Source organism: Sulfidibacter corallicola, from assembly GCF_017498545.1.
GTDB lineage: Bacteria > Acidobacteriota > Holophagae > Acanthopleuribacterales > Acanthopleuribacteraceae > Sulfidibacter > Sulfidibacter corallicola.
On sequence record NZ_CP071793.1, the window covers coordinates 9,458,966 to 9,479,337 of the forward strand.

Genomic DNA, 20,372 nt, shown 5'->3' on the forward strand with positions numbered 1-20,372 from the left:
GACGGCATCAAAATCCATCTTTACTTTTCCCAAACCCGAAAAAAAGTGGGGAGCACGCCGAACGACGTAGACCAGGCGGCTCGACGGGCCTACTCCCGAAAACACCACCTCCACCTTAGTTACTTGAATCATTCGGGTTAAGAGACTATTTTCAAAAATTCGAACTCCATAGAGCGAGGTTCGAATCGAGATGGAATCGCATACTCGGAAGAAGGCCCCGCCGTGAAATGGCAAAGAGGGCGAAATTTGTCCTTTACACAGCCTTAACACATCACTAATATATCAACAAAACATCATTAGTGCTACATACATATCCGGCTTTTGCTCCGGTCCACGTCTATCTCTCGACCCTTAAGGAGCTTTTTCGTCATGATTGTCCTTCGCTCTCTCTCCCGCTTCAGCTTTAGAACACCTTCAGGCTCTCAACGCTCACCTTTTTCCGGCGCACACCGCTTTCACCGCGTCGGCCTTTTCCTGCTCCTCGTCCTCCTTGCACCGCTATGTTCCCCCGTCCTTTTCGCTCAAAAGGACTCTTCCGGAACACTGCGCGGCAAGGTGATCGACAACCAGGATGCGCCCCTGCCCGGCGCCACGATTTCCATTCGCCACGCGCTGAAGGGCATCACGCGCTCCACCAGCGCCCAGGCCAATGGCAGCTTCCTGTTCCGGGCGCTACCGATCGGCGCCTACGAAGTCCGCGTCACCATGGACGGCTTCGAAACGCTGGTCAAAGACCGCGTCGTCATCTCGCTGGGTAGTGCCGCCGTGCTCGAAGCGGTCCTGGTTCCACAAACCCTCGAACACAGCGAACAACTGGTCGTCACCGCCTCCACCATCAAATCCTTCGATTTGACGAACACCACTTCGGGCCTGGTCATCGACACCCGCAAAACCGAGGAACTCCCGGTTCGCACCAATCACAACGCCGTCGCGTTGCTCGCACCGAGCACGACGCAGGGCGATTCCGATTTCGGAAACGGAAACCTGGTTTCCTTCGGTGGCGCGTCGGTCGGTGAAAACGGGTATTACCTGAACGGTCTGAACATCACCGACATCCGCAAAGGTATCGGCGCCATCCGCTATCCCTGGGAAGCGGTCGACCAGGTTCAGGTCAAGACCGGCGGCACGCCCGCCGAGTTCGGCCGTCACATCGGCGGCGTCGTCAACATGGTCACCAAATCGGGCACCAACGAATTCCAGTTCGGCGTGCGCACTGTCTGGGATCCACGCGATTTGGCGGCACGCAATCCCACCACCTTCTGGCCCGACGCCGAGGGCAACGAACAGTTGATCATCAACAACAGCGAAGACACCGAAGAATGGCAGGACTACAACGTGTTCGCCAGCGGCCCGATCGTAAAGGACAAAGCCTTCTTCTACATCCTCGCCAACCCACGCCGCTACAAGGATTCCTGGGCGGACACCTCGACCTTCTACACTCGCGATCAGGAGGGCGACTTCTGGCTGGCCAAACTCGATTGGTACATCACGGAATCACACTCGATCGAGCTGTTGGGTTTCAACAACGAGCTGGAAACCACGCGGCAGTCGTTCGCCTACGACTTCGACAGCGGATCCGGCGACGCCCACGGAAACACCTATTTCAAAACGGGCGGCGACGTATGGACCGCCAAATACAACTGGCACGTGAACGATACCCTGAGTGTTTCGGCCATGTACGGCCAGGTCAACTACGTGAACAACCAAAGTCCCGACAGCCCCGAACTCGCGGCCTATTGGGACAGCCGTTCGGGAACCTGGGTCCGCCTGGGTGACTGGGTGGCAGCCAGTATCAACACCAAGGATGACCAGCGCACCAACTTCCGCGTGGACGTGGATTGGGTGGTGGGCAACCACGGCTTCCGCTTCGGTTACGACGACGAGGACCTCGACATCGAGGACCTGACCACCCCCACCGGAGACGGCTACTACGAGTACTATCGCGCCGAGGAAGACAATCCCTACGGGTTGGCACCCGGCACCGACTACGTGGATCGCCGCGTCTTCATTCGCGGTGGTAACACGGGCACCACGAGCAGCTCCATCTACATTCATGACACCTGGAGTATCAGCCCCTCGCTGACCCTGAACCTGGGGCTGCGCAACACCACCTTCAAGAACACCACCTCCGATGGCGCCACCTACGTCGACATCGACAACCAGATCGCCCCGCGCGTGGGCATCTCGTGGGATCCCCAGGGCGAGGGTCGCATGAAGCTGTACACCAGCTACGGCCGCTTCTTCATGCCCATTTCCCCCAATACCAACGTCCGCATGGCCAGTGGCGAGTTGGACGAACACTTCATTTCCTACCTGTTGGACGTCAACCCCGATGGAAGCCCGGTGCTGGGCGACCTCATTCAGCACGACATCGTCTCCAACGGTCAGGTTCCCGATTCCGACCGCCTGTTCAACGGCGAAGCCGGCCCCATGTATTCGGACGAATACGTGGTCGGTTACGAGCAACAGTTGGAGAGCGGATGGCGCGTGGGTGCCCGCGTGACCTATCGCGACTTGGTCCAGTCGATCGAGGACATCTCGATCAACTACGGCCTGAACGATTGGATCGCGGCCAACTACCCCGACGCACCGCTGGTGGGTGGTTGGTTCCCGCTGCTCACCAATCCCGGCAGTGACGTGAGCATTCCCTACGACGTGGACGGCGACGGTGTCAAAGAGGATGTGTTCATCTCGGCCGACGACCTCGGCTTTCCCGAATCGTCCCGCAAATACTATTCGCTGGAAATGTCGGCCGAGGGCCGCGTGGGCGACTCCCTACTGGTGTCGGGCTCCTACACCTGGGCCCACAGCTACGGCAACACCGAGGGCTTGCTGCGCTCCGACAACGATCAGTCCGACCCGGGCTGGACCACTTCCTTCGACTATCCCGAACTCATGGACCACGGATACGGCGATCTGCCCAACGATCGTAGACACCAGCTCAAACTGTACGGCTCCTACCGGCTCCCCGCCAATTTCACCCTGGGCTTCAACGGCTACGCCATGTCGGGCCGCCCGCTCAACAGTTTCGGGGTTCATCCCGGAACCGACTGCGAGGGCGATTGCTACGGCCGCATCTGGTATGGCGCGGTTTCGTTCTTCACCGACGGTGAGCCCGTGCCGCGCGGCTCGGCGGGGCGGACCCCCTGGGTCACCAACCTCGACCTCAACCTGGGTTACCGTTTGAATGTCGGTCGGGGCGCCATCAGCCTCAAAGCCGAAGTCTACAACGTGATGAACACCCAAAAGGCGACGCAGCTCGAAGAGTACGGTGAATTCGACAGCGGTGCCAACCAACCCTATTACGGTCAACCCACCGATTGGCAAAACCCCCGTTCGGTCCGTTTCTCCTTCCGCTACGAGTTCTAGTGGTGGAAAACGTTCCGACGGATGGAACCACTTCGTTGATGAATATCGCGGTCCATTGCACCGCAACGAGATAGGGAACACCGCACAGATGATTCCTCTGTGATGTTCCACTCCTGGAGCGATTTGGCCGGGCGGAGCCCTTTCCGTTCGGCCTTTTTTTCGTGCCCGGCCAGAAGCCGCGAGGTCGTCGTTGCCGGGTCGGTTCTCAGGGATGGGCGCGCATTCGCCGCCCGGCAGGTCCAGAACGCACCCTGGCCATGGCCGCCGTTTTCGAAGGGACACCCGTCAGCGATTCAGGTAGGCGTGAAACAGCGGTTTCAACTCTTCCAACGCCTGTTCGATGCTCATCGGGAGCAACTGGGAGAACATGTCCAGAATGATGACGGCGTTGACCGATGCGTCCTCGTTGGTAATCGAGCGCAACCGGCGACTGATGAAGGTGTTCACCACGTGGACGTTCTGGTAGATGTCGCGCAAACCCTGCAGATCGAAACTGGCATCGAGGCCTTCCAGCTTGCGAATGTACTGGCTGAGCAGGTACATCGAGGTCGCCCGGTAGATGGTCTCCTCTACGTTGGCGTGGGGCAGATGAAACCGCGCCATGGGTTTGAAGTAGCTGGTGTGGGGACACCCGCTGGTGGGGATGATCAGGCCCATCAGTGAACTCAACCCCTTTTGGATGGAGGTGTGAAACGAAATCTGCCGATCCTTGGCGCGGATTTCCACCTCGACCTTCTCGTAGGACCGCAAATTCACCGAACTCTCGATCAGTTCCACCAGGCTCACGGCCAGGGGGCAATGCGATTCCTTCTTCGTGCTCAAGGGACAGTGGGGACACTGGTGAAAGCCCAGCTCGGTCCAGTTCGGCGGCTTCTCGTGGGCGTCTTCCCGCAAATTGAAGCCGTCTTCGAGGTTCAGTTGGAAAACTTTGCGTTCGCCGTCGGGGAAATTGAAGATGTATTCGATGCGAAGATCATCGAGTTGTTCCGAGGACGATCGATCCGTAAGTCGCGTCACCGCCCGATGCCCTCCTCTCACCCGCAAAGCCAAACGAAGCAGGCCGCGGCTCGGGAATCGACCATGCCGGCGGCCGTCACGCAATTTCACTCGAACAGACGTGTTTTCTCAAGCATAAAACAAAGGCGATGACCCGCCAACTGAAAGTTGGGGTCGGGTGCGGGCGACTGCGATCGAATCGCCGAACAAAAGAAGGGGTTCTCACCAAAAGTGCGCGATTGGGGCGTTTGCAGTCGCACAAGACGGTGATGCGAAACGCCTTGGGGAAAGCGTAAGCGTACTCGGGACGGCGCGAAGGGCCTCTCGCTGCGGCAGGCTCATTTGGCGTTGCGACCCAGCCTATGGTGGGGGTGCGCCACCGTGAATCGCTCGATTTGGGTGCTCAGGCCGTTTTCAGGTTCTTTTCGATTACGAGTGTCTTTTCCATCAACATGATGCAGGGGTGCTCGGGCATGCCGGCAAAAATTTTCCGCCCCTCGTATTCGAAATCCTCGTAGGCGAGGCAATGCAACACTCGGAAACCCAATTTGTCACGCAGCAAGTGTTGGGAAATGGCACCGGTCGGCTCCGTGACCAGGTGGCGATATCCCATTCGCGCCACCATTTCGAAAAAGAGATGATTCATTTGAGGCGCGATGCCCCGATTGGTGTAGCGCCGTTCCACGGCCACCATGAACATGTGCACGCATTCGCCAGGTTCCGGCATCCGCTCTTCCTGATACACGCGGTGCAGCGTTTCCAGGCAGGCAAAGACGGGTCGCAGCTTGAGCGAATAACCGGTCACGTGTTCGGCGCGTGGCGGAATGGCGGCATCCTCGGAGACTCGTGCCCCGATGACGCGCGAGGTGCGCTGGTCTCGGGCCAGGATCGACAGGCCTTCTTCGGCGATTTTTTGATAATAGTTCCCCGTGAAGGAAAACATTTCCTCCTCGGTAATGCCCAAACGGGTCACGAGCGGCTCGTCGGAGGCAAACACACGGGCGACGCAACGAGCGGCTTCCTCCCAATTCGTGCGATCCACTTTTTCATATTGAATTCCATTTCGCCTGTAAAGAACCGTCATTCAGCCTCCTTGCCGACGAACTTGCCCGGTGAAAATCCCGGCAGAAACACCTCCGGCCATTCTTATAATTCACCAAAGATTCTACCATGACGTCCGTTGAGTGGCGCCTATCAATTGGCCCATGTCTGTTTTTTTCAGCGTATTGGGTCATTTTTGTGGAAATTCACGGCTTTGCGTATTTCCCTTTTTAGACTAGATCATAGGTAAATCACCATCTCTGACGGCCAATATAGACGCGGTAGCGAGATCTTGAAAGGCATCCCGTTCAGAAAATTCCAGCTACTCCGCAAGAATTCGCGGTGCACATGCCCGGTGACCCAGAAATTTTCGCACACTAGATACCCAATTGAAAAATGTCGAAGCCACGATCGCGGGATACCATCGCGCCTATGCGCCACACCAGCCCCGTGGTGGCTCGGCCCCATTCGGCCTGAAAGCGCCCGAACTCGGTCATTTTCCAGGGCGCCGGCGGCCATCGGGAAGGCGATCACGGTGGGCGACCGGCGGGCCCGAACGAAGCCTGCACGGGCGTTGGCCCCCTCTCTCCCCAAACGATCTGGCCCATTCTTTCATCTGCGGTTGAACTGGCACACCAGGGCTCAGTAAAATGCACAATATATTCTCGAAGAGTGCAACCACCGATGGACGAATCGAAACCGCCCATTTACAAGACTTATACTTTCCGATTGGCCATTGCCGGCTTTGGGCTCGGTCTCGTTTACGCCCTCATCTATTTTTTGCTGGACTCGCCCCCCGGCGGCGACGAGGTTCCCCACGGCAGTTTCTTTTCGAGCCTGACGGAACATCCTTCGCGGCTGCTCACTTTTTCGACCCCGATCTTCCTTGCCGGAATTGCCGTGTTGATCGGTCGCCACCTGGATTGGCGCGAAACCATGCTCGAGGAATTCCTCAAGAACGAAGCCCGATTGCGCGAGAACTACACCGTGTGCAAGAACAACCTGGAAGAATTGGCCGCCAAGCACACCCTGCTGGAACGCGACCAGGAAAAGAGCCGGCGCCTACTCAACGAACAGAGCCGCAATATCGACCAGCTCAACCAGGAACTGACCAAGGAGATTCGGCGCAGCAACAGCCAGCGCAATGCCCTGGCCCAAACCCAGGAGAAGTACCGCAACGCCGAGCGCGAGCTGTACCATCGCAGCCAGCAGTTCGAACGCATCAAGCGCGAAATGGAACACCAGATTCGCGAACGGGTCGAGATGGAAGAACGGCTGCTGGAGAGCCAAACCCGGCTGCAGTTGATCAACGGCCTCTCGATCGGATTGACCTCGGGCACCCCGGTGGATCAGGTCACGATCACGGCCGTGAAGCAGATCAAGAAGTTCTTCAAGGACTACCGGGTCTACTACGCCGAGGTCAAAGACACGACCCACTTGCGCCTGGTCCATGCCACCCCATCTTCCGATGCGGCCGATCACCACGTCAGCCTGATCGATCTGCGTCGAGCGCCCGAATACCACGAGGCCCTGATGAACGGCGACCCGGTGGTGGTCGAAGACATGACGGTCGACTCCCGTCTGCGACCCCTCATGGGCAAACTCGCGCCGCGCGGGACGGCGGGTATGTTGGAAGTGCCGGTCGTCTACAGCAATCGGTTGATCGGCGTGGTCGGGTTCTCCTCCGACGATCCGCGGATCTGGAGCGCCCACGAAATCGAGACACTGAGCGAGATCGCCCAATTCATGAGCCTGGCGTTCCGCGAATTCGAGCTGGAACTGCATCGCAATCAGGCTTCGGAAGAGCTGCTGCGCGCCAAAGAGGCCGCCGAGGCCGCCACCCAATCAAAGTCCGACTTCCTGGCCACGATGAGCCACGAAATCCGCACCCCGCTCAACGGAATCATCGGCATGACCAGCCTGTTGATGGAAACCGATCTGACCGAGGAACAAAACGAACTGGTGCGGGTGGTGCACACCTCGGGCGAGGTGCTTCTTTCGATCATCAACGACATCTTGGATTTCTCCAAGATCGAAGCGGGCAAGCTGGAGCTGGAAACCATCGAATTCGACCTGCGCGAGGTCATCGACAGCGTGGGCGAGATGTTGGTCGGCAAAGCGAAGGACAAGGACCTGGAACTGTGGACCTGGCTGCCGACCCACACGCCCTGCCTGTTGGAAGGCGATCCGGGCCGCCTGCGCCAGATCCTGATCAACTTGATGAACAACGCCATCAAATTCACCGGCGAAGGCGAAGTGGCCTCGCTCGTCTCGATCACCGAACAGGACGAGGGTCAGGTGACGTTGCGCTTCGAGGTGATCGACACCGGCATCGGCATCCCCGCCAACCGGATCGACACCCTGTTCGAATCGTTCACCCAGGTCGACGCCTCCACCACCCGCAAATACGGCGGGACCGGACTCGGCCTCACGATTTCCAAACGACTGGTCGAGGCGATGGGCGGTCAGATCGGGGTCACCAGCGACGAGGGCAAAGGTTCGACCTTCTACTTCACCCTGCCCTTCCGGTTCGAGATCGAGAAACAGCCGGACTGGCACGACAATGACCTGGAAGGCATGCACGTGCTGCTGGTGGAACACAATTCGGGCACTGCCGAGGTATTGGAGGACGGCCTGCGCGCCCTGGGCTGCCAACCGATTCTCGCCTCCAGTCTGGGCGACGCCATGAGCCTGCTGACGAGCGGCGATCCGAACATTCCCGATTCCTTCGACCTCCTCTTGGTGGACGACCACTGCCTGGGCGATAAAAAGGAACGGGGCGTCAAAGGTGCCCGCAGCCTGGCCCCCGACGTTCCCTTGGTCTGCATGGTCCCCCTCACCAAAAAGAAGAGTTTCGAACACCACAACATCGATGAAATCGTCACCAAACCGATCAGACTGTCGCAACTTCGCCTGAGCATTCGAACCGCGCTCGGGCTAGAGCAAGCCTTGGCGACCCAACCCTCCACCAGGACGGATCTTCCGGTCGCTCATCGCAAAGGGCGCGTCCTGCTGGTGGACGACCACTCGGTCAACCGCAAGCTGGGTGCGCTGCTGCTGGAAAAAGAGGGCTACCCCTTCGACTTCGCCACCAATGGCCACCAGGCGTTGGAAGAGATGGCGAAACGCACCTACGACCTGGTCCTGATGGACTGCCGCATGCCGAAGATGGACGGGTTCGAGGCCACCCGCGAGATTCGTCGCCTCGAAGGCGACGAACGCCACACGCCCATCATCGCCCTGACGGCGAGTGCCATGCAGGACGATCGGCGAGCCTGCCTGGAAGCGGGCATGGACGACTACCTCACCAAGCCGATCGATTTCGCGAAGCTCAGCGAAGTTCTGGACCGGTTCATGCCGGCCGAACCCAGCGACACCGACCCGGAAACCGAGGGCCGAACATCCCCCGATATGCCCATCGAACAAGAGGCCGACATGGAACCCAAGGACACGGACAAACACCAGGAAGAGGAAAAAATGATCGAGGAATCGATCGCCGAGTCGGATGCGGAGGAAGCGCGCAGTTCGGCGGACCACGAGGAGGAGGCGCCTTCGGAGAACGACCAGGTTTCCGGTTCTTCGGAATCCCGGGTGGAGCTGTGGCGCCTGCGCGAGGCGACCGGCAACGATCCCGACCTGATTCGCGAAATGACGGATCTCTATCTCTCGGAGGCCGATCGATTCCTGGGCCTGCTGGAACAATCGGTGAACGAAGGTGCCCCGAACAAAGTCCGGGAACACGCCCACGCCATCAAGGGCAGTGCGGCCAACATGGGTGCCAACCGGGTCCGGGATATCTCCTCCCAGTTGGAAAATCAGGCGGAGCAAGGCATTTTGGACGAGGCGTCCGAACTGTTCGAGGAACTCAAGCTCGAGGCCGAACGCGATCGCGCATTCCTCATGGAAGAAATGGCCAACCTCTAGACGCTCGGGGAGGTTTCCCGGGAATGGGTATTATTGTCCACGAATCACGCGGATAGACACGAATCAAAGCATTTCCCTGGAACTTGCCCCCGCAGCACCGCAGGACATTCACCACCACGGATTTCGCAGAGGATGGGGAGAACACAAGGAAAAATCAATATTTCCTACGTCGGCAAGCTTCTTTGGCGGCGGCGAACCTTGTCACGCCGATATTTTGAACCTAGAATGAAAACAAAATCGCCACTGACGGCTCTCGTCTTCACAAATTTGTCGTTTCAACGCAAAAAGGTTTCATAACCCGCTTGCAATGCTTTTCTTCGTCCTTTCTGGTGAGTCCTCATGTCCTTTCTCAAAGCGCACGTCCCTCACGATTGGGAGGAACCCTTCCAAATCGACCCGCGATTCTACCGCTTCGAAGTTCCCGAAATCGCCCCTCTGTCCCATTTCAGCCTGCCTTCGACGCAATGGAGCCCACCACACCGACAGCGAGGCGCCTCGACGACGCGCAACCACAGCCTGGACGCTCAGAAAGCCCAGGCACTCCAAAAGGCGTTGGAGATCCAACGAATGGAGATCCTGTTGTGCGAGGACCCCAGTTACGTGTTGCTCTACGCCCAGATGCTGAGTGAGCGGCTGGCCCTCAACCATCAGACGATACGGGACATGGCCCATCGTCAAGAGGAGACGCACCACATCGAGGCGATTCTGGTCTCCGAAGCGTTCCATACCCGATTGACGGGCCAGGCGCCACCCAACCACTTCGAGGGTAGCTTTCTCTGGTGGAGGCTCATGGAGACGCTGAAACGGCGCCACATTCCCGTCCCATGCATCACGGAACATCCCATCTCCCGGACGGGCGTGCTCCACGGGCAGGCCTTGCAACAGGCGCTCGTGGACCTGCGCCATGGGTTCTACCACTCCACGGTCGAATGAGCCTGGCGGCATGACGCATTCCGATCTTCGGCAAGTTCAGCCGGCGGCTGAACCTACCTGGCACGACGAATCTCTCGGCATTCGGGGACTCCGAGCAACGTTGTTTCAAAAAAGCCATACAGGAAATGCGCAAAGACGGATACGAGATACCTGAACGCGGGTGATCGCACGCAGCCGTAAAACGCGAGAGACGCGAGCCCAAAAGGATTCGCGTCCTCTCTAAAACGTTCGTGGCGTGAGCCTCTCTGCCCCTTACGGCATCAACGCCATGACTTTGCCCAACGACATGGCCGAAGAAAGCACGTGGATCAGGTACTGGTCGTCGAGCGGGTACACATCGAGCGTGACGGAAAGCGCCAGATCGTAGTCTTGAAAGTAGACCATGTTGGCGACCCCATAAACGAAGGCACCGTCGTGACCCACGGTCGCCTCGTCCGGTGCGCCATCGTCGTTGAGGGTGATGCCGAGCGCGTAGAAGGGTGAGTGCTTGCTGGGCGTCAGCATCCGCGCCAAGGTCTCCTCCCGCAGGAGTTCACCGCCCACCAGCGCACGAATGAACCGGTTGAGATCGGAGGGGGTCGAGACCATTCCCCCATCCGCAAAGCTGCTGCTCCCGTGGACCATGTTGTGGGTGTCGACGATTTCACCCAAACCCAGCAGGTTTTGAGGATCCCAGATGAACCCCCGGGCATGGGGTTGAACCGGTTCTTCGAAGCCGCGCAGGTAGGTCTGCGTCATGTCCAAAGGGTCGATGATGCGTGCACGCAATTGGGCCGCGAGCGGTTGCCCACCGACCTGCTCGAGAATCATGCCCAGCAACAGAAAGTTGGTGTTGGAGTAGCTGTATTGGGTGCCAGGCTCGAATACCGGCGGCTCAGCCAGCGCAAAGGCGAGCAGTTCGCGCGGATCCCACACATCCTCGAAATCACGTTCGAGAAGTGCACCTACATATGGTTGCGTACCGTATTCGGCGATGCCGCTCGAATGATTGAGCATCATCTCCACCGTGATCCGGTCGGCATGGGGCACTTCGGGGACCCAGGTATCCAAGGTCTGGTCCAGGCTGAGGCGTCCCTCTTCCACGTGCATCATGGCCAAGGTGGCGACGAAGGTTTTGGTGATGCTGCCAATCGAGCTCGCGTGCTCGGTGGTGAACGCCTCACCGGTGAACATATCCGCGAGACCGGCCGCGGCCGCCAATTCGGGCTGGCCGCCCCGGTGCACCGCCAATGCGGCTCCGCCGATGGGCGTGTCTCCCAAGACCGCCTTCCAATCCATTTCGATGGAGGCCTGTTTATCCGTGATCCGCCAAGGCTTCGCCGGCACCGCCACGATCTGCTTGGCTCCCTCGTGGAAGGTGAGCCCGAATCCCACGACGTCGCGTGAACTCTTGACCTCCAAACGGGCGTGGGCCGGTGGTGTCATTTCGTAGAGGTCCTCGATCATGGTGACCATGCGGCTACGCGGTGCCAAGGTCCGCACCCGCACCTGGCGTTGCTCGGTCGCCATGTCCACCATGACGAAAACCACGGTCGCGAAGCGGTCGTCGGGGTTCATCAATACGATGCCGCTCTCGCGATCCGCGTCGTGCGGCACGAATGAAAACAGCAGCCCCTGATCGGCCTGCGTCTCCATCGGCAGGCTGGTAGTGCCCCCCGTCGCCGTGTTGCCGAACACCACGACACCTTCGACACGGCCAGGTTCGGACACCACTTCCACCCAGCCGCGATCGACGGTCATCGAACCAAAATAGTCCTGCACATCGGCGACCTTGGATGCCGCCGCGCCCAGGCGAAAGGACGTTTCGCCCACCAGGTCGCCTTCGTCCGAATAGGCGCGAAGCCGCACATCCGTGTTCAGAAAGGTCGTGTTGGTCAAAACCAGTTGGGTTTGCCACAGGTTGTCGCGAAAGGTGAAATGAGGAAAATAGGCGCGATGGTCGGCAACGGCCGAACCACCCAGCCACAAGATCGCGAGTAGCATCAACTTGGAGCGGTCGTACAAATAAGACGTAAATCGATGGTAGATCATGGGGAAACTCCTTGGGTTCCGTGTGCAAATCACCCCGTCTTTCGGGAATGCCACCGGTAGAGGCAATTCGCAAACCACCATGTAAACATCTCGTTTATTTACCTTTACGATTCAAGCATTGCAAAATCACGTAAGGTTTGACTACCACACTGTCAGGTCTACCAAACACCGGTTACAGAGACCGGCGACCGCAGTGCCGACGCCCCTCGACCGGGACCGATCCACAGGCGGTCCCCTCGGAAGGACGCGGGCAGGAGGAGCAGCTCCACGGTTTTTGACGGATCACCGTGAAGCCGACCTCAACGAACCTGTTTCGACCATCGCGGGGCCCGAACCAGGAAGCTTCAGCGATCTTGGCTGAAGGCGCCGACGCCGAGGTCCCCCAGATCCGTTTTCCATCCTTGATGGTCGACTCTCGCGGCGTGATCCACACCGCTTGGTTTCCCCGTCAGGTAGCGTCGCCGTGCAACCTGATCACCAGCCCGACCGGCAGACAACACGACCCTCTTTGGAAGCGGAAACGACGGCACCTAGGCGAAAAAGAGGATGAGCAGGCCCACCACCGCCAAAAACGCGGTGACGCCAATCGGCAGGATCCCCAACATGGCTTGACGGTAGAAGAAACGCCGAGCCGAGAACTCCTCGACTTCGCCCATGCTGCGATTCAACCGCGCGAACGGCATATTGACGCGAACCCACACGCGATAGGGTCCCCTGGCGAAGAAATGGTTCAAACGGGGAATGAGGCGGTCCACCACCAAGGCGGCCGTCCACCGATTGATGCCGTTCAGGCTCCAATCGGTAAAGCGGTAGAACATCGGAACGATCCTGCGATAGAGCCAATCGGTGTCAATCGCGATGGTGTTGGTTCGCCGCAGCATGGGCAGCATCAGGAAGAAGACCAGACCGGAAAACATCAACAACTGGAACTGAGAAACCAGGTGCCCTGCGGTAAACACCTGATAAGGATCGGTTTGAAACACGTCCTGGTACGGCAGGATGGCGTACATGGGCTCGGGGTAGACGCCCAGGAAAATGCACAGGAAGGCCATCAGCGCCATGCCGATGCGCATGCACCAAGGCGGCTCGCCGATATCGGCCTTCTCGAGCGTCCAATCCTTGACCTTCGCGAAGAACACGAAGTACGGGAACTTGATGCCCGCGTGAAGGAACACACCCGCCGAGGCCACTTCCAGAACCAGCCAAGGCCAGAACAAGTGGGCCTGTTCGGCCGCGTGGATGGTCAACGACTTACTGGTGAATCCGCTGGTGCCCGGGACCGCCGAAATCGCCAGGGCCCCGATGGTGCCGAACACCATCGTCCACGGCATGTAACGGTAGAGCCCGCCCAAGTCGGTACATCGACTCTTGCCGGTCATGTAGAGCACGGCCCCCGCCGACATCCACAAAAGCGCCTTGTAGATGATGTGACAAAAAGCGTGGGCCACCGCGCCGTTGATCGCCCATTCGGAGCCGATGCCCGCGGCGACGACCATGAAGCCGACCTGGTTGACGATGCTGTAGGCCAGGATGCGCCGCATGTCGTTTTCCAGCAGCGCGTAGATGATGCCGTACATCGCCATGATACAGCCCAGCGGAATCAGGATCTCGTACCCCGGGAACCCGCGCAACAGCGTATACACCGCGGTTTTGGAAGTGTAGGCGCTCAAGATGACGCCGCCGGTCACGGTTGCCTCGGGATAGGCGTCGGGCAACCAGGCACTCAACGGCCAGGCCGCGGCATTGACCAGAAAGCCGACCAGGACCAGCCAGGAGCCCAGATGGGGGTCCTTGAACAATTCGGCGGAAAAGGTCAGGTCGCCGCCGTTCTTTTGGTAACAGATGCACAGCCCCATGACGAGCAGCAGGCCGCCGGCCACGTGAACCAGCACGTAGCGCAAGGCCGCCCCGTAGGCTTTTTTCGAGCCTTCGAGGCCGCGAAAGAGGATCAGGAAGGTGGAGAACACCGCCATCGCTTCCCAATAGAAATAAAGGGTGATCAGGTCCCCGGCGAACACGACGCCCAGGGAGCTGCCGATGTAGATCAGGGCCGCCGCGTGATGGGCCCAGCGCTTGACGTAAAAGGCGTAGATCAGGCCGATGGTGGCGTTGAGGGTGAAAATGTATCCGAACGCCTTGCTGAGGCGGTCGACCCGCACCAATTCCAACTGAAAATCGAGGAACGATATCGCGAACTCGTGCCCCAGAGGCACCTGCCAAACCCACACGAACGCGGCGGCCGGCAACACCACACACCACAGGTTGCGGAGCTGCTTCGGCATGAGCGGCAAAAGAAGGGCGCCGAAGATCAAAATGGCCGAGGGTGGCAGATTATGAAGGTTCATCATGATCGTAGTAATCCTCGTTTTTTTTCAGGAAGAGCCCCAATCCCTTGGCCAACAGGATCGAGCCGGCACAGGCCAGAAACCCCAATACCGCGTAGAACCCGAATCCCCAATCGACGGGAAAGTGTTCCCCGTGTCCGTGGTGACGGTCGACAAACAGCTCGGCGATCACGGGCAAGGCACAGGCCACCCCCAAGGCGATCCACAACTTGCGGATCAGCCCCGGATCGAATCCACCGTGTTTCGGCGCGGCAGGCGGGGTGGCCACGGTTTCTTGTTCGCGGGTTTCCTCGCTCATGATCCCTCCACCATCAGAGAAGCCAATTCAAAGACCAAATGCGGGAAGAAAAACAACAGAATCGAGCCGATCGCCGTCAACGTCAGCGGCACGAGGCAGAACATCGGCGCTTCCTGGACTTCGGTGCCGGCATCGAAGTGTTTGCCGGTCTTGAAAAAGGCGCGAAACACGATCGGCAGCAGATAGGCCCCGTTGAGCAGGGTGCTGACGACGTAGAACAGCATCAGCCACCATCGCCCGGAATCGGGTGCGCCGAGCAGCAGGTGCAATTTGCTGATCAATCCGCCCGTCGGCGGCAGGCCCATGACGCTCATGCTGCCGATCAGGAAACAGACCATGGTGATCGGCATGCGACGGCCGATGCCCACCATGTCGCTGATGTACTTTTTCTTGGTGGCGACGTAGATGGCACCGGCACAGAAGAAGAGCGTGATCTTGCCGAAGGCGTGCATGGCGATGTGGGCCATGCTGCCCTTGACGGCCAGGTCCGACAGCAGCGAGGCACCCAATATGATGTAGGAAAGCTGCCCGACGGTGGAAAACGCCAGGCGCCGCTTGAGGTTGTCCTGACTGAGGGCGATCAGTGAAGAGCAGATCACGGTGAACCCGGCGATGAAACTGACCACCAGGCCCAGATCGAGCTGCTCGAGGAAATCCAGGCCGAAGACGCCGGTCACGACACGCAGGATGCAGAACACCCCGACCTTGACCACGGCCACGGCATGGAGCAATGCGCTGACCGGGGTCGGCGCGACCATCGCGCCCGGCAACCATCCGTGGAACGGCATGACACCGGCTTTGGCGAAGCCGAACACGAACATCAACAGCAACACGAGCGCCTCGGTCGGTGTGACCTTGCCCGCCAGAAAGCCGCCCGCGGCGAACGTCATATCGCCCGATTTGAGGTAACAAAACAGCATGGCCGGCAAAACCAGGCCCACCGAGGTCGCCAACAGGTAGGTCAGGTACCGGCGACCACCACCGCGCGCTTCGGCATCCTGGTGATGGGTCACCAAGGGGTAGGTCGACATCGACAGCAGTTCGTAGAACACGTACAGCGTGAGTAGGTTACCCGCGAATGCCACGCCCAGCGTGGCGCTCAGGGAAAAGGCGAAAAAGACGTAGAATCGGGTTTGGGCGTGCTCCTTCAAGGGGCGCATGTACCCGATGGCATAGGCGCTGGTCAAGATCCACAGGGATGAGGCCACGAGAGCGAACAGCATGCTCATGCCGTCGACCCGGAACTGGACCGGCAGGCCGGCGACCGGTTCGAAGAGCGTGTATTCGAGCACCTTGCCCTCAAGCACCGGCGGCAGCATTTTCATCACGAACCACAGCTTGAGGAAGCCTGCCGCGAAGGTCACGGCCTCGCGCATGTTGGGATTCCGGCCGGCCAAGATAAGGGGAATCGGCGCCAAGGCGCTGGCCAACACCGCGTACAACGGCAACTGGGAGGTCATCACGAGGGTGTCCATGGCGATCAACACCCCTTTCCGTGGGCGCTGGCGCACCTGGCCGGCCGCCGATCACAATCGGTGGGCATCGCCGCCGACCAACCCTCGGCCAGTCGGGTTACGTTCATCGTATCTAACGCATACATAGTGGTTTGCCGACAAGTCATCACTGGAACCCCACGCTGTTGACATACCGAGAAATGAAATCGATCACGACCCCCGAGTAAACCCCCAACAGGACCAAACCCAAACTGGCGGCCCACAATGGAGCCAGCATGGTGAGCGGCGCCTCGTCGACGCCTTTCCGCTCCACGAAGTTGAGCGCGTTCTTGCCTTGCCGGCCCGGTTCGTAGGGGAGCTCGGGTTTTTCGAAGTAGGCGCGTTCGAGAATTCGGAAAAACAACACCGCGTTGACCATGCTGCTGGTCAGAAGCCCGACCACGAAGCCCCAATGACCGGCCTCGATGCCGCCGGAAATCAGGTACCACTTGCTGAAGAACCCGCAGGTGGGTGGAATGCCGATCATCGAGAGGGCGGCGATGGCAAAGGCACCCATGGTGAACGGCATCTTGCCGAACAGCCCCTTGGTGGCGACGATGTTGTAGGATTTGCGCTTGTAGTAGATGGCGCCCGCGGCAAGGAACAGCGCCAGGGTCATCAGGCCGTCGGCCAGGATGTGGAAGATCGCGCCGGTCAGTCCCGTCGCGTTGGCCAGCCAGGCCCCGCCGACCATGTAACCCACCTCGGCGATCACCAGGTAGGCGAGCATCATTTTCAATTTGTTCTTGGCCAAGGCGTAGAAACTGCCGACCATCATGGCGATCACCGCCAACCACACCACCAGATCCGAACGGGGCCCGACGCCGAACACGAACTCGGGATTGAAGACCGAGAACATGATGCGAATCATGACGTAGATCGAGACCTTGGTCATCAATGGCGCGACGAGGCACGAAGTGGTCGAGGGGGCGAAGGTGTAGGCGTTGGGCAGCCAGCGGTGAAGCGGGACGAAGGCCATCTTGATCCAGACCCCGATCAGGATGAACAGAAACCCGATGCGCACACTGTTGGAACTGTACAGCCCGTGTTCCTGGAGGATTCGGGCGATGTCGGTCATGTTGAGCGAGCCGGTCTTGATGTACAGGTAACCGACGCCGAGCAGGTAGAAGGAAGCGCCGATGGTGCCCATGATGATGTAGTTGAAACAGGAGAAGGCGGCGCGTCCGCGGCCCATGGCGATGAGCGCGTAACTGGAGAGCGAACTGATTTCCAGAAAGACGTAGAGGTTGAAGGCATCGCCGGTCATGCTGATGCCCAACACGCCCACCGTCAACAGGAGGAACAGGGTGTAGAAGTGCCCTTCCTTGCCCGCCGTTTCCGAAGCCACCGTTTGGCGTGAATAGATCGCCACGAGCAGGGCGACCACGACCACCATCAGGGCGATGGCGGCGTTGAGGGCGTCGAGCCTGAACTCGATGCCGAACGGCGGTTCCCAGCCCCCCATGCGATATCGGATGACGCCGCCTTCGGTGCGGAGAACCTGGATCAGGGTGCCGAGCCCGGCATAGGCCGAACCGGCGGTGAACAGGACCGTCAGCGGATAGCACCAGCGTCGCTGGATCAATCCGGCCAGGCTGACCGCGAAGGCGCCCAGAAACGGGCAGAGAATCATGAGAATCGGCGCTTGCTGCACGATATCCATTACAATTTGATCCGTTTCAAGACCTCGTCCTCCTCGATGGAGCCGTATTGGTCGTGGATTTTTTGAACGACGGCCATCGCCACGCCCAAGGTGGCGACGCCGACCACGATCGCGGTCAGCATCAACACATGGGGTAGCGGGTTGACATAGGCGTCGGGGTCGAGGGAGCCGGCCGCGTGGGCCGCCGTTTCGACCGCATGGCCGACGGCTTCCGCCGCCTCGCCGTGGTCGCCCCCATCACCGTGGTGATCGATGATCGGGATGGTGGCCCCTTGCTTGGCGCCGATCGACACGTAGAACAGCATGATCGCCGTCTGGAAAATGGTCATGCCGATCAGCTTCTTGATGTAGTTGTTCTTGGCGATCATGGCATAGAGGCCGATCATCATGAGAACGATGTAGACCCAGTAGTTGAACTTGGCGATGATCAGGTCAAGCATGATCACAGTCCTTTCTTCAGGTCGCCGTGGGAGGAAAGGTTGGCGTAAATCAGGTACAACATGCTCATGACGGTGAAGCCGACGCCGATTTCCACGACGAGCATGCTGTGGGAGCGGGCCATGATCTCGTCGGTCGCCGGGTAGATCGCCGCCAACACGTGGTAATCGAGGAAGTTGGCGCCCAGCAGGAGGCACAGTACGCCCGTACCGGCGAAGATCAGCACCCCGAGGTTGCCCAACTGCAGGCTCAGCTTTTCGGGAACCTGGGCCAGCGTGTTTTCCAGGCCGAAACTCATGGCCACCAAAATCAGGCCCGCCGCCAGGATGACGCCCCCCTGGAACCCGCCGCCGGGGCTGTGGTGCCCGTGGGCGATGACGTAGAGCGCGAAAAGCTGGATGGTGGGCATCAGCAGGCGCACCGTGGTCTGCACGATGAGGTCGGGTTTGGCCGCTTCACGCTCGGCCGCGGCGACCATCTCGTCGCGTCGGTTGCGCCCCTGCCCTTTTCGTTTCTCTTTCTTGGAGCGCCCACGCCTCTGGAGCCGGCGGGTCGTGCCCGCCAACGAAGTACCGTCGATCGAGCGCAAGATTGCGAAGATGGCGATCCCGGCCACGAACACCACCGAGGTTTCCAACATGGTGTCGAAGGCGCGGTAGTCGGCCAGCACCGCGGTGACCATGTTGGGTACGGCCGTTTCCTCTTCCACATCCTCGATGTAATGGGTGGAGAGATAACTATTGGCAGGCGAATGGGGGTCGCCCCAATCGGGGAAGTCCACCACGGCGATCATCAACAGGATGCCGGTGAACAGGACGGACAAGAGACCAATGGTTTTCAATCGCTCGACCTCCGCGTAGTTCTCAGGATGGTCGCCACCAGAAAGACGGTGGAGAGGCCGGCACCCACGGCGGCCTCGGTGAAGGCCACGTCGACCGCGCCCATTTCGGCCCACAGCAGGCACATCAAAAAGGAATAGACCCCCAGGATCATCGCGGCGGACATCAGGTCGCGGACCCGCAGGGCAATCAGCGAGGTAATCACGAGGAACACCAGAATGATGAGGTCGAACTGCCAGATCACGGTTCCTCCTCCTCTTGGTCGCCGTCCTTTTTCCAGTGCTTGAAGCCGAGCGCGTAGCCGGCCTCCATCAGGACGTGGGTCGTCGTCGGGCCGGTGATGAAGATGAAGACGCAAATCATCAGGATCTTGATGCTGGTGAGGATGTTGTGGAACGAGAGGTCGCCGAGGTTGTAGACCGCGAAGCCGAGCGCGATCAACAGGGTCGACAGGGTGTCGCCCTTACCGGCCGCGTGAATCCGGGTATAGTAATCGGGGAAGCGCAGAATGCCGGCAACGGCGCCCGCGAAAAAAATGACGCCCGAGCCGATCAACGCCATACTGACGATCTCGATGGGGCCGATGCCCATTCCTTCAGTCATGGGATCCTCCCGATTCCAGCGGTGTGCCGTCGGTGGTCGCATCGCGCTGGGCCACCTGGCGCCGGAAGTACTTGGCCACCGCCACCGAACCGATGAAGTTCAGCAGTGCGTACGTCAGGGCCAGATCGACGAACATGTCGACGCGTTCGTAAATCAGCCCGAAAAGGACCAGAAGCAACATCGTCTTGGTACCGACGATGTTGGCGCCCATGATGCGGTCGATCACCAGCGGACCCTTGGCGATGCGGTACATCACCAGGAACATCAGCAAAAACAGCGTGCAGCCGACACCGATAAAAAAGGTTTCCAGGTAAGCGTTTTCCATGAAGGGTTCCGGTTGAAGAGTGGGTTTCCAAAATTGAATCGAGAGATGACCGCGGGCAGATCGGGAATCCGGTC

The 20,372-nt window shown here is 59.4% G+C and carries 15 protein-coding genes; 3 read left to right on the forward strand and 12 right to left on the reverse strand.

What is annotated here, in order from left to right; translation table 11 throughout:
- Positions 1-369: 369 nt before the first annotated feature.
- Complete coding sequence (locus J3U87_RS28515; RefSeq protein ID WP_237379190.1) at positions 370-3,369, forward strand: TonB-dependent receptor; 3,000 nt, start codon at positions 370-372, stop codon at positions 3,367-3,369.
- Between the two features lie 285 nt (positions 3,370-3,654).
- On the opposite strand, the gene J3U87_RS28520 is transcribed toward J3U87_RS28515, so the two are convergent.
- Entirely contained in the window at positions 3,655-4,386 is a 732-nt protein-coding gene (locus J3U87_RS28520; RefSeq protein WP_237379191.1) for a DUF6901 family protein, read from the reverse strand.
- Between the two features lie 382 nt (positions 4,387-4,768).
- Positions 4,769-5,449: a hypothetical protein gene (locus J3U87_RS28525; protein WP_237379192.1), complete on the reverse strand. Its 681-nt coding sequence runs from the start codon at positions 5,447-5,449 to the stop codon at positions 4,769-4,771.
- A 641-nt stretch (positions 5,450-6,090) separates the two neighbouring features.
- On the opposite strand from J3U87_RS28525, the gene J3U87_RS28530 reads away from it, so the two are divergent.
- Positions 6,091-9,330, forward strand: a complete 3,240-nt coding sequence (locus tag J3U87_RS28530; protein WP_237379193.1) for a hybrid sensor histidine kinase/response regulator — start codon at positions 6,091-6,093, stop codon at positions 9,328-9,330.
- A gap of 339 nt (positions 9,331-9,669) precedes the next feature.
- The gene (locus J3U87_RS28535) at positions 9,670-10,263 is read left to right on the forward strand and encodes a hypothetical protein (RefSeq protein ID WP_237379194.1); all 594 of its coding nucleotides are present in this window, start codon (positions 9,670-9,672) and stop codon (positions 10,261-10,263) included.
- Positions 10,264-10,515: 252 nt separating this feature from the next.
- On the opposite strand, the gene J3U87_RS28540 is transcribed toward J3U87_RS28535, so the two are convergent.
- From J3U87_RS28540 to J3U87_RS28585, 10 genes are all read right to left on the reverse strand, one after another.
- Entirely contained in the window at positions 10,516-12,294 is a 1,779-nt protein-coding gene (locus J3U87_RS28540) for a serine hydrolase domain-containing protein (RefSeq protein ID WP_237379195.1), read from the reverse strand.
- 530 nt (positions 12,295-12,824) lie between these two features.
- Positions 12,825-14,642, reverse strand: a complete 1,818-nt coding sequence (locus J3U87_RS28545; RefSeq protein ID WP_237379196.1) for a Na(+)/H(+) antiporter subunit D — start codon at positions 14,640-14,642, stop codon at positions 12,825-12,827.
- Complete coding sequence (locus tag J3U87_RS28550; protein ID WP_237379197.1) at positions 14,626-14,937, reverse strand: hypothetical protein; 312 nt, start codon at positions 14,935-14,937, stop codon at positions 14,626-14,628. The genes J3U87_RS28545 and J3U87_RS28550 overlap by 17 nt, the downstream gene beginning before the upstream one ends.
- A complete protein-coding gene (locus tag J3U87_RS28555; protein WP_237379198.1) occupies positions 14,934-16,412 on the reverse strand; it encodes a monovalent cation/H+ antiporter subunit D family protein in 1,479 nt (492 codons plus the stop codon). Before J3U87_RS28555 ends, J3U87_RS28550 begins: the two co-directional genes overlap by 4 nt.
- 145 nt (positions 16,413-16,557) lie before the next feature.
- On the reverse strand, positions 16,558-18,093 hold the full coding sequence (locus tag J3U87_RS28560; protein ID WP_237379199.1) for a monovalent cation/H+ antiporter subunit D family protein: 1,536 nt from the start codon (positions 18,091-18,093) through the stop codon (positions 16,558-16,560).
- Positions 18,093-18,533 (reverse strand): cation:proton antiporter subunit C, encoded by a 441-nt coding sequence (locus J3U87_RS28565; RefSeq protein ID WP_237379200.1) that lies wholly within the window; start codon positions 18,531-18,533, stop codon positions 18,093-18,095. Before J3U87_RS28565 ends, J3U87_RS28560 begins: the two co-directional genes overlap by 1 nt.
- Before the next feature lie 2 nt (positions 18,534-18,535).
- Positions 18,536-19,372 carry a Na(+)/H(+) antiporter subunit B gene (locus J3U87_RS28570; RefSeq protein WP_237379201.1) on the reverse strand — a complete coding sequence of 279 codons (837 nt, stop codon included), beginning with the start codon at positions 19,370-19,372 and terminating at the stop codon, positions 18,536-18,538.
- On the reverse strand, positions 19,369-19,614 hold the full coding sequence (locus J3U87_RS28575) for a hydrogenase subunit MbhD domain-containing protein (protein WP_237379202.1): 246 nt from the start codon (positions 19,612-19,614) through the stop codon (positions 19,369-19,371). Before J3U87_RS28575 ends, J3U87_RS28570 begins: the two co-directional genes overlap by 4 nt.
- A complete protein-coding gene (gene mnhG, locus J3U87_RS28580; protein ID WP_237379203.1) occupies positions 19,611-19,973 on the reverse strand; it encodes a monovalent cation/H(+) antiporter subunit G in 363 nt (120 codons plus the stop codon). The genes J3U87_RS28575 and mnhG overlap by 4 nt, the downstream gene beginning before the upstream one ends.
- Entirely contained in the window at positions 19,966-20,298 is a 333-nt protein-coding gene (locus J3U87_RS28585; RefSeq protein WP_237379204.1) for an MrpF/PhaF family protein, read from the reverse strand. Before J3U87_RS28585 ends, mnhG begins: the two co-directional genes overlap by 8 nt.
- Between the last annotated feature and the right edge of the window lie 74 nt (positions 20,299-20,372).

What these genes read in the sequence shown, in the direction of transcription:
- J3U87_RS28515 (WP_237379190.1), top strand. Translation starts at nt 370, where the DNA reads ATGATTGTCCTTCGCTCTCTCTCCCGCTTCAGCTTTAGAACACCTTCA.
- J3U87_RS28525 (WP_237379192.1), bottom strand. Translation starts at nt 5,449, where the DNA reads ATGACGGTTCTTTACAGGCGAAATGGAATTCAATATGAAAAAGTGGAT.
- J3U87_RS28530 (WP_237379193.1), top strand. Translation starts at nt 6,091, where the DNA reads ATGGACGAATCGAAACCGCCCATTTACAAGACTTATACTTTCCGATTG.
- J3U87_RS28535 (WP_237379194.1), top strand. Translation starts at nt 9,670, where the DNA reads ATGTCCTTTCTCAAAGCGCACGTCCCTCACGATTGGGAGGAACCCTTC.
- J3U87_RS28540 (WP_237379195.1), bottom strand. Translation starts at nt 12,294, where the DNA reads ATGATCTACCATCGATTTACGTCTTATTTGTACGACCGCTCCAAGTTG.
- J3U87_RS28545 (WP_237379196.1), bottom strand. Translation starts at nt 14,642, where the DNA reads ATGATGAACCTTCATAATCTGCCACCCTCGGCCATTTTGATCTTCGGC.
- J3U87_RS28550 (WP_237379197.1), bottom strand. Translation starts at nt 14,937, where the DNA reads ATGAGCGAGGAAACCCGCGAACAAGAAACCGTGGCCACCCCGCCTGCC.
- J3U87_RS28555 (WP_237379198.1), bottom strand. Translation starts at nt 16,412, where the DNA reads ATGGACACCCTCGTGATGACCTCCCAGTTGCCGTTGTACGCGGTGTTG.
- J3U87_RS28560 (WP_237379199.1), bottom strand. Translation starts at nt 18,093, where the DNA reads ATGGATATCGTGCAGCAAGCGCCGATTCTCATGATTCTCTGCCCGTTT.
- J3U87_RS28565 (WP_237379200.1), bottom strand. Translation starts at nt 18,533, where the DNA reads ATGCTTGACCTGATCATCGCCAAGTTCAACTACTGGGTCTACATCGTT.
- mnhG (WP_237379203.1), bottom strand. Translation starts at nt 19,973, where the DNA reads ATGACTGAAGGAATGGGCATCGGCCCCATCGAGATCGTCAGTATGGCG.
- J3U87_RS28585 (WP_237379204.1), bottom strand. Translation starts at nt 20,298, where the DNA reads ATGGAAAACGCTTACCTGGAAACCTTTTTTATCGGTGTCGGCTGCACG.